14 protein-coding genes are annotated in these 15,050 nt (G+C 65.1%); 9 read left to right on the top strand and 5 right to left on the bottom strand.

Annotated features, from left to right (window positions below; all coding sequences use genetic code 11):
• On the bottom strand, positions 1 to 286 hold a 286-nt coding region (locus DY467_RS14970; RefSeq protein WP_164637138.1), incomplete at its 3' end, for a helix-turn-helix transcriptional regulator.
• Positions 287 to 369: 83 nt separating this feature from the next.
• Here DY467_RS14970 and DY467_RS14965 point away from each other — a divergent pair.
• The 3 genes from DY467_RS14965 (at position 370) to DY467_RS14955 (ending at position 2,301) form a co-directional block, all read left to right on the top strand.
• Positions 370 to 1,014 carry a glutathione S-transferase family protein gene (locus DY467_RS14965; RefSeq protein ID WP_164637136.1) on the top strand — a complete coding sequence of 215 codons (645 nt, stop codon included), beginning with the start codon at positions 370 to 372 and terminating at the stop codon, positions 1,012 to 1,014.
• A 265-nt stretch (positions 1,015 to 1,279) separates the two neighbouring features.
• Positions 1,280 to 1,678, top strand: a complete 399-nt coding sequence (locus DY467_RS14960; protein WP_349627644.1) for a hypothetical protein — start codon at positions 1,280 to 1,282, stop codon at positions 1,676 to 1,678.
• A gap of 65 nt (positions 1,679 to 1,743) precedes the next feature.
• A complete protein-coding gene (locus tag DY467_RS14955; protein ID WP_164637133.1) occupies positions 1,744 to 2,301 on the top strand; it encodes a flavin reductase family protein in 558 nt (185 codons plus the stop codon).
• Between the two features lie 46 nt (positions 2,302 to 2,347).
• Here the strand turns inward: DY467_RS14955 and DY467_RS14950 are convergent, their stop codons facing one another.
• From DY467_RS14950 to DY467_RS14940, 3 genes are all read right to left on the bottom strand, one after another.
• Positions 2,348 to 4,150, bottom strand: a complete 1,803-nt coding sequence (locus tag DY467_RS14950; RefSeq protein WP_164637132.1) for an NAD(P)/FAD-dependent oxidoreductase — start codon at positions 4,148 to 4,150, stop codon at positions 2,348 to 2,350.
• A 187-nt stretch (positions 4,151 to 4,337) separates the two neighbouring features.
• Positions 4,338 to 5,309: a hypothetical protein gene (locus DY467_RS14945; RefSeq protein WP_164637131.1), complete on the bottom strand. Its 972-nt coding sequence runs from the start codon at positions 5,307 to 5,309 to the stop codon at positions 4,338 to 4,340.
• A gap of 111 nt (positions 5,310 to 5,420) precedes the next feature.
• Positions 5,421 to 6,899, bottom strand: a complete 1,479-nt coding sequence (locus tag DY467_RS14940; RefSeq protein WP_164637130.1) for a pyruvate kinase — start codon at positions 6,897 to 6,899, stop codon at positions 5,421 to 5,423.
• Positions 6,900 to 7,117: 218 nt separating this feature from the next.
• On the opposite strand from DY467_RS14940, the gene DY467_RS14935 reads away from it, so the two are divergent.
• From DY467_RS14935 to DY467_RS14915, 5 genes are all read left to right on the top strand, one after another.
• On the top strand, positions 7,118 to 7,465 hold the full coding sequence (locus DY467_RS14935; RefSeq protein WP_164637129.1) for an ArsC family reductase: 348 nt from the start codon (positions 7,118 to 7,120) through the stop codon (positions 7,463 to 7,465).
• Between the two features lie 215 nt (positions 7,466 to 7,680).
• Positions 7,681 to 8,436 (top strand): ABC transporter ATP-binding protein, encoded by a 756-nt coding sequence (locus tag DY467_RS14930; RefSeq protein ID WP_107344178.1) that lies wholly within the window; start codon positions 7,681 to 7,683, stop codon positions 8,434 to 8,436.
• Positions 8,429 to 9,175 (top strand): ABC transporter ATP-binding protein, encoded by a 747-nt coding sequence (locus DY467_RS14925; RefSeq protein WP_164637128.1) that lies wholly within the window; start codon positions 8,429 to 8,431, stop codon positions 9,173 to 9,175. The genes DY467_RS14930 and DY467_RS14925 overlap by 8 nt, the downstream gene beginning before the upstream one ends.
• A gap of 39 nt (positions 9,176 to 9,214) precedes the next feature.
• Complete coding sequence (locus tag DY467_RS14920) at positions 9,215 to 10,090, top strand: branched-chain amino acid ABC transporter permease (protein WP_107344180.1); 876 nt, start codon at positions 9,215 to 9,217, stop codon at positions 10,088 to 10,090.
• Between the two features lies 1 nt (position 10,091).
• On the top strand, positions 10,092 to 11,063 hold the full coding sequence (locus tag DY467_RS14915; RefSeq protein WP_164637127.1) for a branched-chain amino acid ABC transporter permease: 972 nt from the start codon (positions 10,092 to 10,094) through the stop codon (positions 11,061 to 11,063).
• A 153-nt stretch (positions 11,064 to 11,216) separates the two neighbouring features.
• Here the strand turns inward: DY467_RS14915 and DY467_RS14910 are convergent, their stop codons facing one another.
• Positions 11,217 to 13,802: a DUF4407 domain-containing protein gene (locus DY467_RS14910; RefSeq protein WP_246701552.1), complete on the bottom strand. Its 2,586-nt coding sequence runs from the start codon at positions 13,800 to 13,802 to the stop codon at positions 11,217 to 11,219.
• Positions 13,803 to 14,402: 600 nt separating this feature from the next.
• On the opposite strand from DY467_RS14910, the gene DY467_RS14905 reads away from it, so the two are divergent.
• Positions 14,403 to 15,047 (top strand): DUF47 domain-containing protein, encoded by a 645-nt coding sequence (locus DY467_RS14905; protein ID WP_104512446.1) that lies wholly within the window; start codon positions 14,403 to 14,405, stop codon positions 15,045 to 15,047.
• Positions 15,048 to 15,050: the final 3 nt, after the last annotated feature.

Genomic DNA, 15,050 nt, shown 5'->3' with positions numbered 1-15,050 from the left:
CATCGAGACCGAGCGCGGCGGCGGGGCCGGGCAGGCCGGCGAGGAACAGCGCGCCGGCTTCGCTCTGCGACAGCCCGTTCAGCCGCACGCGATAGCCATCGAGCAGCCGATAGCCGCCGTCCGCGCCGCGGTCGGCATAGACTGGCACGCCGGACGCAGAGAGCGCGTCGATGTCGCGATAGATCGTGCGCACCGACACCTCGCAGGCCTCGGCCAGCTCCGGCGCGGTGACGCGGCCCTTGGCCTGCAGGGTGGTGAGGATCGACAGCATTCGGCTCGCGCGCATGTTTCATTCAACCATACCTGACAGAGGATGTCAGGTATGGGGCTGTAAGCAGGTGTCATCGCCGTCCAGCCGAGGAGCCCCCGATGACCAGCCCGAACCGCGTCACCCTGTTCTATTCGCCGCAAACCCGCGCCACCGGCATGCGCGTGTTGCTCGAGGAAATGGGAGCGCCGTACGATCTTCACGTCCTCAACATGAAGGCCGGCGAGCAGCGCCAGCCGGCGTATCTCGCGATCAATCCGCTCGGCAAAGTGCCGGCCATTCGTCATGGCGATGCGCTGGTGACCGAGCAGGTCGCAATTACGATCTACCTGGCCGATTTGCTTTCGCCGGGCGGCCTCGCGCCGGCGCTGAATGATCCGCTGCGCGGTCCTTACTTGCGCTGGATCGCTTACTACGGTTCGTCGTTCGAACCGGCGGTGGTCGACAGGTTCATGCAACGCGAACCCGGGCCGGCGGAGATGTCGCCCTATGCCGACTACGATACGATGCTCGGCGCGCTCGAAGCGCAGCTTGCGACCGGACCGTATCTGCTCGGCGACCGCTTCACCGCCGCGGACGTGCTGTGGGGGATTGCACTCAACTGGACGCTGAGTTTCGGCCTGGTGCCGAAGAGAGACGCGTTCGTGCGGTACACCGAACGGGTCACCGCGCGACCGGCGTTCCAGCGGGTCGATCAGGCCGATGCCGCGATGGCGGCCGAGCATGCCGCCGCAGTCGGTGGTTGAACGGGCGCGGGCGCTCGTGTTGTCGGCCGGTTGATTGACGAGCGCCAGTGGCGGCCGCGAGGCGGCAAGATCGTCGTGCGGGCGGCAAGACTTGCCGCCATCCGGCCACGCGGCGCCGCTGCCTGGCGCCGCAATGCGCTGTGGCTGTTGGCGAAAGCGGCCGCCGCCGGGATGGCATGTCGGTTGCTTTTGAGTGTGCTCGACCAAGCACGTTTGAAGGCGCGTCATGAATATTTCTGGAGTCGGGTCATATGCGGCCTCACTGGTGACCGCCTCGCGCAGCAGCGCAGGTGCATCGGCGGCGTCCGCCTCTGCGGACAGTGCGGCGGCGACCAAGCCGGGCAGCGGCGGGGTGCAGAAGACCGACTTCACCCAGATGACCCATCAACAACTGTTCGACTGGATCAACAGCAAGATCGCCAGCGGCGAGATGAGTTTCGACGAGAGTTCGACCTTCATCAGCATGACGGTGAGCATGCCGGTCGATGGCTCCTCCTTGGCGCCCGACGACACGCAGAAAGTCGATTTCATGCGGTCGGTGCACAGCGGCATGGAGCGGGCGTTGCAGACTAACGACACCGACCTGTTCGCCCGCCTGCAAACCGCGCTGCAAACCATGCAACGGTTTCAGGGCGAAGTCCGCGGCGTGAACATGACGGTTTGAGGCGTCGTTCTTCCGGGATGTGCTACTGATAGAGGCTGCCCAGACGGACCGACAGGACGCGGAAGATGATCCATCCACGCAAATCCGACTTTCCGGTTTCGGGCGTGCGCCGCTATCTCGAGCCGGGGCCGATCGTGCTGGTGAGCTCGCATTGGCGCGGCGCGCACAACGTCATGACGCTCGGTTGGCACGTCGTGCTGGAATTCACCCCGTCGCTGATCGGTCTGATGATCTCGAGCGGCAACCACTCGTTCGAGATGATCCGCGGCTCCGGCGAATGCGTGGTCAATCTGCCGACCACGGCGCTGACTGATATCGTCGTCGGCATCGGCAACACCTCGGGTGCCGAGATCGACAAGTTCGCGCATTTCGGGCTGACGGCGGAGAAGGCGACGGTGGTCACCGCGCCGCTGATCGCCGAATGCCACGCTGCGTTCGAATGCCGGCTGCACGACGATGCGCTGGTCGGCCGATACAACTTCTTCATCTTCGAAGTCGTCAAAGCGCACGTCGCCGCCCGGCCGAAACATCCGCAGACGCTGCATTACACCGGCGACGGTGTGTTCATGGTCGCCGGCAAGACCATCAGCAGGAAATCGCTGTTCCGGCCGGGGATGCTGTGAGCGGACGCCGAAACGATCGGCGTCCGCGGATTTGATCGAACGGCACTCAACCCAGGTGATGCACCTGTTGCAGGCCGTAGACAGAGGTGGGGAGGCCTTCCATCCGGGCTTTGAGCTGCAGCGCCAGGAACTGCGAGTAGTGGCGCGACTGGTGCAGATTGCCGCCGTGGAACCACAAGCCTTCCTGTTGGGTCGGCTTCCACATGTTGCGCTGCTCGCCTTCCCACGGACCGGGGTCTTTGCGGGTGTTGGAGCCGAGGCCCCAGACTTTGCCGACCTTGTCGGCGACCTCTTTCGAGATCAGGTCGGCGGCCCAGCCGTTCATCGAGCCATAGCCGGTGGCATAGACGACGAGATCGGCCGGCAGCTCGGAGCCGTCGCTGAGGATCACGGAATGTTCGGTCAGGCGCGTAACGTCGACGCCGCTCTTCAGCTTGATCCGGCCGTCGGCGACCAGCTCGGATGCGCCGACGTCGATGTAGTAGCCCGAGCCGCGGCGCAGATACTTCATGAACAGGCCGGAATCGTCGTCGCCGTAGTCGAGCATGAAGCCGGCCGCTTCCAGGCGCTTGTAGAATTCGGCGTCCCGCTCCCGGATCGCGTTGTAAATCGGGATCTGGAACTCGTGCAGGATTTTGTACGGCAGCGAGGCGAAGATCAGGTCGGCCTTGGCGGTGGTGATGCCGTTCTGCACCGCCTGCTCGGAGTAGAGCCCGGCGAGCCCGAGCTCCATCAGCGAGTTCGACTTGACGATATGGGTCGACGAACGCTGCACCATGGTGACGTCGGCGCCGGCCTCCCATAGCGCCGCGCAGATATCATGCGACGAATTGTTCGAGCCGATCACCACCGCTTTCTTGCCCTTCCACGCATCCGGCCCGGGATGCTGCGAGGAGTGGTGCTGATCGCCCTTGAACACGTCCATGCCTTCGAATTTCGGCATGTTCGGCTTTGCCGACATCCCGGTGGCGAGCACCAGCTGCTTCGGCTTCAGCGTGATCTCCTGGCCGTCGCGCTCGACCACCACGGTCCATTCCTTGGCGGCTTCATCGTAGGAGGCGCGCTTGCAGACGGTGGAGCCCCAGTAATTCAGCTCCATCACCTTGGTGTACATTTCCAGCCAGTCGCCGATCTTGTCTTTCGGCGCAAACACCGGCCAGTTCGGCGGGAACGGCAGATAGGGCAGGTGGTCGTACCACACCGGGTCGTGCAGGCAGAGCGACTTGTAGCGCTTGCGCCAGCTATCGCCCGGGCGCTCGTTCTTCTCGATGATGATGGTCGGCACGCCGAGCTGGCGCAGCCGCGCGCCGAGCGCGATGCCGCCCTGGCCGCCGCCGATGATCACGCAATACGGCTGGCGGGTGATGCCGAGCTCGGCGGCCTCGGCGTCGCGCTCTTCCTTCCAGGTCTTACGGCTGGGATCGGCGCCGTGCTTGACGCCCATCGGGCGCTGAAAGCCTTGCGGCTCTTCGAAGCCTTTCAGTTCGGCCATGGTGGTGAGCAGCGTCCAGATCCGGCCGTCCTTGATGCGGAGATGGCCGACGCCGCGGGCGAGCGCGGTGTCGAACTGGATGAAGCACTCGACGATGCCGTCGGTCTCGGCGGCGTCCTCGCCGTCGGCGATCCGCCAATGCGACGGTTTGGTATCGGCGAGCCGCGCGGTCAGCATGTCGCGGACTTGATCCTTACCCTCCATGGTCTTGATGTTCCAGGTGAAGGCGATCAGGTCGCGCCAGTAGCAGTCGGTTTGAAACAGATCGACCGCGCGGTCGATGTCGCCGGCGCTCAGCGCGTCGTCGAGTTGTCCGAGGAGCGTGGTGACTTTGCCGTTCGGTGCGGTGTCGAGCATGCTGGTCCTCCCATGGGCTGTTGTTTTGACAGCATTGTTGCGTCGCGATGCGACGTCGTTTTTTCGCGATGATACCATCGCGCCGATCCGAGGGGAGAACGAAGCGAGCCAGCTAGTGAAGTTGTGATCAGTCGGTTGCTGCGATGCACGCAGCGGCGACAGCGTCTGCAATGCCATGTGTGCGGTTCTATTCGGTCTTGACGTCGAGTTTGGGCGCGCCGGTGTAGTTGTAGACGTCGTGCAGCAATGTGAGGATTTCGGCGGCGATCGCGCCATCCGTCAGCGTCAGCGGATAGCTCTTGCTGTAGTTCGGCGCGCGGCCGGGCTCCTTGTAGCCGGCGGCCGTCAGGCGGGCGATGCGATCCGGACTCAGGACGGCGCTCAACGCCGCCCAGCTTTCGGCCGACGCGGCCTCGCAATACAGCGCCACCGGTGGCGTTTCCGGCATGCACTGGATGTAGCCGATGCCGCTGTCGAACACCGCATAGACCCGATGTGCCGCGTTCACCCGCAGTCGCTGAATCTCTGCTGTGACCGAGGGGCCGTAAAGCTTGATCAACGCTTCCGCAGTTTCGGCGGTCTGCGGCTGCGGCTTCGCCGCATAAGAGCAAGTGAGTAGCGCCGTCGAACGCATCGACGGTGCGCCGCTGACCATGCCGGCGAGAGTCTGGGACGGCCCGTTCCGCGGCGGGCAGGGGATGTCGACCACCCAGTCGGTTTTCGGTTCGAGGTCTTGAAGGTTGATGTCGTAGGCATCTGTCAACGTGCGTAAGATGTCTGCAGAGATCTGGCCGGTCGGCGTGTCGGCCGGAAATACTTTCGCGTAGTTGCCGAAAGCCGGATCGATGGTCCAGCCGAGCGTCGCAAGCCGATTTTGCCGTTCGATCGTCAGGACGTGCTTCAACGTTGGTTGCAGCGTCGGGCCGGCAGCTTCGCAGCGCATCTCGCGGCTCGGCAGTCGGCGGCACTGGATGTATTTGTTGCCGTCCCAGATCGTCGCGTAGCCGACCTTTTTGGCCCGGACGATGCTGGTGATGTTCTGCAGCGCGGCGTCGATCCGATCGACCGCAGCCTCTTCGGCGCGCCCGGGCGCGGCCGTCGTGCCCAAGGTCATCAGCAGGGTGATCGCGGCTGCAAATCGAGCCGTCTGCTGCCTCATGATTTCCTCCGCTCACTCTGGCCGGCACAGCGGTTTTGCACCGTATGGGAACATAGAGTGAACGAAGGTGTTATGGAGTCAACCTTAGGTTGATACCGAAAGTAATTGCGCTTACCCCCAACTACGCAGCCGCCGGAGCTGCGGCGTCTTCTTGTGCTGATGGTCGGCCATCCGGCCGAGCAGTGTATCGAGCTCGGTGATCGCCTTGAACAGATAGGGGCCCTTGTTCAGCATCACGCATTCGGCGCGCGCCGCCATCGCGGCGTCCGTCATTTCGCCGCGCGAGGGCGTGCCTTTCTTCACCAGATGTTCGAGCACCTGGGTGGCCCAGATCACCGGGACATGGGCGGCTTCGCCGATCCACAGGATCTCTTCCTGCATTTCGGCGAGCCGGGCAAAGCCGATCTCGACCGCCAGATCGCCGCGCGCGATCATCACCGCGGTCGGCTGGCGGCCGGCGGCCTGCACCAGGATGTCCGGCAGGTGTGCGACCGCATCCGGCGTCTCGATCTTCAACACCAGCGACAGCTTGTGCCAGTCGTCGGGCCGGCGTTCGGCGAGCGCGGCCTGCAGCATCTTCACGTCGCCGACCGACTGCACGAACGAGAACTCGACACCGTCGGCATGGGCGGCGACGAAATCAAGGTCGGCGCGGTCCTTGGCGGTGAGCGCCGGGATGTCGAGCGGCGTATCCGGGAAGTTCAGGCCTTTCTCCGGCTTCAGCCGGAAGCCGGTGTCGGCCGTGGCGGTGACGCGGCCGAGCAAACCCCAGGCGGTCTTCCGCTCGATGCGGACGCACAGCTTGCCGTCATCGACGAACACCCGGGCGCCGACGGCGGCGCGGGTCAGCGGATCGGGCAGGGTGCATTCCACTGCGAAATGCTCGTCGTCGAGATCGATCCGCTCGAATTCGCCCTGCGCCACGATCGCCACCAGGTCGCCGGTGACGATGCGGTCGCGGCCGTCGGGCGTGCGCGCGGCGCCGGTGCGGATCTTCGGCCCGGCAATATCCATCAGCACCTTCATCCGTCGCCCGGTGGCCTCCTCGGCGACGTGGAGGTGATTGATCATCCGCTGCCAGGCGGCTGCATCGTCGTGGGCGCAGTTGATCCGCACCGCCTCGACGCCGCGCTCGGCGAGCCGCAGCATGAAGGTCGGATCGTCGGCGGCTTCGGACGGGCAGGTGACCAGCAGGGCGGAGTGGCGGGCGCCCGACAGCGGTCCGAACAGCTCGGCGCTGCGGCTAGCGAGATCGTGATCGCCGGCGAAGAACTGCTTCGACGACGGCCGCAGCATTTCCGGCTCGCCCGCCAGCGCCGCCAGGGTGGCGCGCACCGCGAGCAGCGTCGGCATCACCCGACTTTCGAGCCGGCCGAGCGACGACAGCCCCAGCGCCATCAGGGCGTGCTGCAGCGGGCGCAGATCGTGGTGACGTAGCGCCAGATAGTGGGCGAGGTTGGCGGCGCTGGGGCCGAAGCCGGGACGGTGGATCTGATCCACCCAGCCGGCCAGCCGCTCGCGGCTGCCCTCGTCGATCTCCGTGATCAGCGTGTCGAGCTTGTGCTTGAGGCGGAGGATTTCGGTCGACATCGCAGGCATCTCACGGGTTTGGGCGGCGTGGAGAACCGCATTCCACCCGCTCTAGGATCGCTGGATGAAACCGATGTGACAGGCGCCGTTCCGCAGCCTCAGACTTTCTTCCCAGCTTCTTTCGCGGGTTCATGCACAGCGCGGCCATCGCGCTTGACGGCTGAGGGGTGGGCGGCCTGAATGCGAGTCGATTGCTTTCAATCTTGCGGAGCCTGCGCGTGCCCACCACCCTCTATGGCATCAAGAATTGCGACATGATGAAGAAGGCGCGGACCTGGCTCGATGGCCACGGCGTCAGCTACACGTTCCACGACTACAAGACCGCGGGCATCGACCGGGAGCATCTCGAGCGCTGGGCGAAGCAGGCCGGCTGGAAGACGCTGCTCAACCGCGCCGGCACCACCTTCCGCAAGCTGCCCGAGGCCGACAAAGAGGGGGTGACCGAAGCTAAGGCGATCGCGCTGATGCTGGCACAGCCATCCATGATCAAGCGTCCGGTGCTGGAGCACGGCCACAAGCTGCTGGTCGGCTTCCGCCCGGAAGCCTATGCCGAGGCGTTTGGCTAATACTGATCACCGCTCCGCCGCGCGGAGGAGTTTCCCCAAAACCGACCGGCCGCAAACGCTGCCCAGCTTTGCATCTTGCACAAGGCTCGCGAATAGCGGCATAGTCGGGCCAGAAAGACGGGCCGGGCGCCAACGGCGCTCCGAGCACCGGCTCCAAAAAAGAAGACATCGGACGTCTGCGCCGGCACCGCATGCGTTCGATGGGGGGAAGTTGCTTGGCCGATGATATCATCCTCGAAACCAACGGATTGACGAAGGAATTCGCCGGCTTCTTTGCCGTGCGGGACGTCAACCTGCGGGTCCGCCGTGGTCACATTCATGCACTGATCGGTCCGAACGGGGCCGGCAAGACCACGTGCTTCAATCTGCTCACCAAGTTCCTGCGGCCGTCCGCCGGGCAGATCCTGTACAACGGGCAGGACATCACCGCGATGGCGCCGGCCGACGTGGCGCGGCTCGGGCTGGTGCGTTCCTTCCAGATCTCGGCGGTGTTCCCGCATCTGACCGCGCTCGAGAACGTCCGGGTCGCGCTGCAGCGGCAGCACGGGTCGTCGTTCGATTTCTGGCGCTCCAAGAGCGTGCTCGACAAGTACAACCACCGGGCGCGGGAACTGCTCGATGACGTCGGGCTGAGCGAGTTCGCCGACACGCCTGCGGTCGAGATGGCTTACGGCCGCAAGCGCGCGCTGGAGATCGCCACCACGCTGGCGCTCGATCCCGAGATGATGCTGCTCGACGAGCCGATGGCCGGCATGGGGCACGAGGACATCGACAAGATCGCGGCGCTGATCAAGCGGATCTCGGCCAAGTACACGATCCTGATGGTCGAGCACAATTTGAGCGTGGTCGCCAACCTGTCGGACGTCATCACCGTGCTGACCCGCGGCCAGGTGCTGGCGGAAGGCAACTACACCGACCTGACCCAGGATCAGCGGGTCAAGGAAGCCTATCTCGGAGCGGGTCATGGTTGAGGCGACCACAATGGAACGGCCCGCATCGTCGGCTGCCGGCGCAGCGATGCTGAGCGTGCGCGATCTGCAGGCGTGGTACGGCGAGTCCCACATTCTGCACGGCATGAATTTCGACGTCCGCGAAGGCGAGGTGGTGACGCTGCTCGGCCGCAACGGCGCCGGCAAGACCACCACGCTGAAGGCGGTGATGGGGATCGTCGGCAAGCGCAGCGGCACCGTCACGTTCGACGGCACCGACATCAGCCGGGCGTCGTCGGACAAGATCGCCCGCCGCGGCATCGCGTTCTGTCCCGAGGAGCGCGGCATCTTCGCCAGCCTCGACGTCCGCGAAAACCTGATGCTGCCGCCGCAGGTTCGCCCCGGCGGGTTGTCGCTCGATCAGATCTTCGAACTGTTCCCGAACCTGCGCGAGCGGCTGAAGAGCCAGGGCACCAAGCTCTCGGGCGGCGAACAGCAGATGCTGGCGATCGCCCGCATCCTGCGCACCGGGGCGCGGTTCCTGATGCTGGACGAGCCGACCGAAGGTCTGGCGCCGGTGATCATCCAGCAGATCGGCCACACCATCGCGCGGCTCAAGAAGCAGGGCTTCACCATTCTTTTGGTTGAGCAGAACTTCCGCTTCGCCGCCACGGTGGCCGATCGCTACTACGTGGTCGAGCACGGCAAGATCATCGACGGCTTCGCCAATTCCGAGCTCGAAGCCAACATGGACAAGCTTCACACCTATCTCGGCGTCTGACGGCGGGACCGGTGACCTCCACGAAAGACTGAGAGCAAGATGGATATCAACGTCCCCGCTCTGTTGGCGCAGCTTCTGGTCGGCCTGATCAACGGCTCGTTCTATGCGCTGCTCAGCCTCGGCCTCGCCGTGATCTTCGGCATGCTCAACATCATCAACTTCGCGCACGGCGCGTTGTACATGATGGGCGCGTTCTGCGCGTATTTCCTGCTCAACCTGCTCGGCCTGAACTATTGGTGGGCGCTGATTCTGTCGCCGATCATCGTCGGCCTGTTCGGCATGGTGATGGAGCGCACGCTGCTGCAATGGCTGTCGGGGCTCGATCACCTCTACGGCCTGCTGCTGACCTTCGGCGTCGCGCTGATCATCCAGGGCGTGTTCCAGAACTATTTCGGATCGTCCGGCCTGCCTTACGCGATCCCCGAACAGCTGCGCGGCGCGATCAATCTCGGCTTCATGTACCTGCCGGTGTATCGCGGCTGGGTGGTGGTGTTCTCGCTGGTGGTGTGCCTGCTCACCTGGTTCCTGATCGAGCGCACACGGCTCGGCGCCTATTTGCGCGCCGCCACCGAGAACCCGACCCTGGTGCGGGCGTTCGGCATCAACGTGCCGCGGATGATCACGCTGACCTACGGCCTCGGCGTCGGGCTGGCGGCGCTCGCCGGCGTGCTGTCGGCGCCGATCAACCAGGTCCGGCCGCTGATGGGCGCCGATCTGATCATCGTGGTGTTCGCGGTGGTGGTGATCGGCGGCATGGGCTCGATCATGGGCTCGATCATCACCGGCTTTACCCTCGGCGTGATCGAGGGCTTGACCAAATACTTCTACCCCGAGGCCTCCAACACCGTGGTGTTCGTGCTGATGGTGCTGGTGCTGCTGGTGAAACCCTCGGGCCTGACTGGACGGGCAACCTGACATGACCACGATTACGCAGAATTCCGTCCCGACCACGACCCGCCGCCCAGTGCGCGACGAGATGATCGCGTTCGGCGTCATGACCGCGCTGCTGGTCGTGGTGCCGTTCACCGGCGTCTATCCGTTCTTCGTGATGCAGGGGCTGTGCTTCGCGCTGCTCGCCTGCGCCTTCAATCTGCTGATCGGCTATGGCGGCCTGCTGTCGTTCGGCCACGCGATGTTTCTCGGCACCGCCGGCTACGTCAGCGGCCATGCGCTGAAGGTGTGGGGACTGCCGCCAGAACTGGCGATCATCGCCGGCACCGGGGCAGCGTTCGCGCTGGCTGTGGTGACCGGGCTGATCGCGATCCGCCGCCAGGGCATCTATTTTGCGATGATCACACTGGCGCTGTCGCAGCTGTTGTACTTCATCTATCTGCAGGCGCCGTTCACCCATGGCGAAGACGGCATCCAGGGCATTCCGCAGGGCAAGCTGTTCGGCTTCATCGACCTGTCGAACGCCACCACGCTGTATTTCGTGGTGCTGGCGGGCTTCCTGCTCGGCTTCCTGATCATCTACCGCGCGATCAACTCGCCGTTCGGCGAAGTGCTGAAGGCGATCCGCGAGAACGAGCCGCGGGCGATCTCGCTCGGCTACAAGACCGACCAGTACAAGCTGCTGGCGTTCATCCTGTCGGGCACGCTCGCGGGCTTTGCCGGCGCGCTGAAAGTGTTCGTGGCGCAGAACGCCTCGCTGACCGACGTGCACTGGTCGATGTCCGGCGAAATCGTGCTGATGACGCTGGTCGGCGGCCTCGGGACGGTGTTCGGCCCGGTGGTCGGCGCCTTCGTGATCATCGCCATGCAGCAATACCTTGCCGGCTTCGGCCAATGGGTCACGGTGATCCAGGGCGTGATCTTCGTCGCCTGCGTGCTGACCTTCCGCCGCGGCGTCGTCGGCGAGATCGGGCACCTGTTCAAACGCTCGCTGTAACGGCGAGGCGAGGGCAGAGGGAAAAGCAAGCGCCGCAAAGGGCGCTGGTCTTCTGCTCGCGGGCCTCGGAAGAGCGCTGTCAGAAAACAAAAACCGCCGCGCGGCTGAGCCGCGCGGCGGTTTTGCGTTTGGTTGGTTCTGAGCCCGCTGGCGCTACGCCTGCGGGGGCGTCTCCGGCCGGGCGGTGTGCTCCAGCGGCAGTTCGGCGTCGCCCTCGGCGTGGTGCTCTCGCTTGGGATGCGACGCCTTCTTGCGCGGGCGGGACTGCTCGACCGCCTCGGTCATCAGCTTCTCGACGTCGGCATTGTATTTCGGCAGCGGTCCGATCGCCTCGGCGTGGTCAGTGCTTGCCGTCCCGGCGTCGCTCAGGATGGCCGCCTGGGGCGAAGGCGTCGGCTGCTCCATTGGAGCGGGTCGCGCGCGCGCCAGCACGTTCGGCATGACATCCGGCTCCAGCGCCTGCGGCGGTACGGTCGGCGCTTCGGCAACCGTCGTGGCCGGCTCTGCGGCCGGGATCGAGGCCGCCGGTTCGGCCACCGCGACGTCGACAGGCTCTGCGGAAGCAGGCTCAGCCGCGGTAGGAACGGGCGTCGCGGGCTCGACGGCGGCCGGCTCGCTGGGAACGGGCTCGGGGGGGGACGCCTCGACCGGGCGCAGGGCTTCGACGCGCGGCGTCTCGGCTGGCGCCGCTTCGCTGCGCATTGGTTCGGCGCGGGCGGCGGAGCCGGCATCGGCCAGCACCTGGCGAACCAGTTCGCGGGTGTTGAGGTCGTCGACCGGGATGCCGTCCGGCCAGCGCAGGCTGCGTTCGGCGGCCGGCTCCAGGGCAGCGCTCCGGGCCATCGCGCGGTCATCGACGGAGACGCGAACCCGCGCGGCCGGCTCGACCGCGTAGGCCTCGCGCCGCGCCGAGCCGCGCCGCGGCATGATCAGATTGCGAACGTCGAGGTCGCTGGCTTCGTAGTCCGGTTCTGCGAAGTCGCGGCCGCCATAGTCGCGGACCGCATAGTCGCGTGCGACGAATTGCGGCTGGGCACGCCGAGCGGTGGCGCGGCGCGGCCGGTCGTCATAGCGGTCGTAGTCGTGGCGGCGAGCGAACTCGCGGCGTTCGACCTCGCGCGGATCGTACTCGTCATAGCCGCCATCGCTGTCGCGACCGCCGTAGCGCCGCCATTCGTAGGCGCGGTGATCGTCGCGGCGGCGCATCTCCTCGTACTCGGCTTCGTCATCATAGGACGCATGCTCGAAGCTGCGCGGGCGCTCCGCAGGGCGCTGCGGTGCAGTGCGCGGTTCTTCGGCGCGCACTGGCTCTTGGGTCACCGGTTGTGGTTTCGGTGGTTGTGCTGGTGGCTGCACGGATGCGACGGGAGCGGGCGCCGCTGGCTGGACGACCGCGGCCACCGCGGCTGCGGGAGCGGGCTTCGGCGCTTCGTCTTCGAGGTCTTCGTTGTTCTCGATCCGCTGCCGCGCGCGTTCGACCTGAGCCTGAATCTTCGCGGCGTAAACGCTCGGCGGCGAGAAGAAGATTTTCGCAACCACCGGAACGATTTCCAGGAAAATGATGAAGCAGCGGGTCATCCACGAGAACAGCGTCATGGTGGCGCCGTCACGCGGGTCGTTCTTCAGTTCCTGATACGCCGCGATCCGAGTCAGCGGATCGAATTTGTCTTTCTTCTCCTGGTAGTAGGAGTCTGCCATCACCTTCTTGCGGAAGTCGGCGACGCTTGCGGCCTTGTCGATTTCGAACTGCTTCAGGTCGGCGCGGGCCGCATCGATCCGCTGCTGCAGCGCATCGGCGCGCGCCTTGATCGCCCCGCGCTCCTGCTCGCGGGCGCCGAGCGCGTCCGCGGTAATCTTGGCCTGAGCGGCGCGGAGGTCGTCGCGGCGGACGTGGAGCTGGGCGATCTCAGCTTCACGCTCGGCGCGCTGCGCCTGGAAAGCCTGGCGCTGCTTCCTGGCGAATTCGTAGCGGGGGCCGGCGCCGGGGCGGCCGGAATTGTTCGGCGTGGCTTTCAGGCCGAACTCTTCGGCGTTCATGTCGGCGATGTAGCGCTGGATCGTCTTGTCGATCTCGGCGATGTCGGCGCGGATGCCGGCCTCGCGGGTCGCCAGCGCGCGGATCTGCTGCTCGATGTCCTCGGTGCGGGCCTGGGTGGTCGGCTCCGGCTTCGGCTGCTCGGTGAGGGCGTCGCGGTGCAGCGCCTCGAGCTGTTCGATGTCGGCGAGCCGGCGCTTGGCTTCGGCGTTCAGCCCGGCTTCGAAAGCTGCGATCTTGTCGTAGACCGGCTGGTTGGCGGCGACGCGGTCGGCTTCGATCTTCTCGTTGATGGTCGAGGAGAAGATCGCGAGTTCCAGGAACATCGCGATCACCCAGGCGAGCCCGAACGACAGCGTCAGCCGGATGCCGACGCGGACGAACCGCCACGCGGTCTGCTTGGCCTCGGCGCGCGACTGGATCGCAGAGGTATTCCACAGCGTGCCCTGATAGAACCAGTCGGATTGGCACAGCGCGCGGTCGAACATCAGCACGGTCAGTGCGATCACCGTCGAGACCAGCAGCCGAGTCCATATATTGTCGATCATGTAGCCGGTGGCGTGGAACGACACGCCGAGCACGACCACGAACGACAGACAGAGCGATGCGCCGAGATGCGTGGCCCATAATTTGTCGGAGGCCGGGCAGCTCTGAAGAGTCTTGCGATCGACGCCAGCGATGATGCCAAGAACGCGTTGAATCATGGCCGCCCAGTTCTGCGGTGACATGCGCCGCGGTTTGGTTGTGACAGGTCGGCCGAGTCTAACAGAGCGTAAACAAATTCAATACGAGGCCACGTTTAGTAGGCGATTCAACAAGCTCCGATTTGGTCTCAGCAATTTCTGCTAAGGTGCCGTGATCGATTGCAAACTTTCTGAGTTGAAGAGGCGGTGAGGCCGCTTTCGCCATCCTCAATATTTTGTCGTGATGGTCCGTTCGGCCACGCTCGTCCATTCCTCGATTACCACTGCTACGCGGCCTCACGGCCCTCGATTTCACATCAGCGCGTTGAAGTGATTCGCGAGCAGGAGGCGCCCAGGCCGTGACGGCGGCATCTGCCGGCAACCCGGCGGCCGGGCAAAATCTGTGGACGAGGGGACCCAGCGATCACCGAAATGCCCCGATCTCGTGTCGTCCGATGGCGGACGGGACCGGTCCGCGGCTCACGCGTCCCGTCGGTCCGGAATGGACGGTTGCCTGTGAGCCTCTGAAGTGTTTTATGACGCCGGTGTGACGCGGTCGGGCGTCTCCGGTCTCCCATGGCCGACCTACGAACCCGCGTTACGTCAACCGGATAGCTCCCGATGCTACGATACTTTCGAGCCTTTCTGCCCAAGGAAGAGAGGTTCTTCGACCTGTTCGCCCAGCACACGCATACGGTCGTGCAGGGAGCCCAGGCGCTGCAGGACATGCTGCGCGGCGGCGACGAGACGCTGGTGCACTGCCAGCGCGTCAGCCATTTCGAATCCGAGGCCGACAACATCACCCGCGAGGTGCTGACCGCGGTGCGCCGGACCTTCATCACCCCGTTCGACCGGGTCGACATCAAGAACCTGATCACGTCGATGGATGACGCCATCGACCAGATGCAGCAGACCGCCAAGGCGGTGATCCTGTTCGAGGTCCGCGAGTTCGAGCCGCCGATGCGCGAGATCGGGTCGCTACTGGTCGAAAGCGCCAATCTGGTCGGCCGCGCGGTGCCGCTGATGCAGTCGATCGGGCCGAACCTGCAGATGCTGACGGCGATGACCGAGGAGATCACCAAGCTGGAAGGCCGGGTCGACGATCTCCACGATATCGGGCTGAAGGAACTGTTCCTCAAGCACCGTAACGCCAACACCATGGATTACATCGTCGGCGCCGAGATCTACGACCACCTCGAGAAGGTCGCCGACCGTTTCGACGACGTCGCCAACGAGATCAATTCCATCGTCATCGAGCAGGTCTAGGGC

The organism is Rhodopseudomonas sp. BR0G17 (genome assembly GCF_010907025.1).
GTDB classification, from domain to species: domain Bacteria; phylum Pseudomonadota; class Alphaproteobacteria; order Rhizobiales; family Xanthobacteraceae; genus Rhodopseudomonas; species Rhodopseudomonas palustris_H.
The sequence above is the reverse complement of the archived record's forward strand: the minus strand, read 5'-3'. Positions and strand labels throughout refer to the sequence as shown.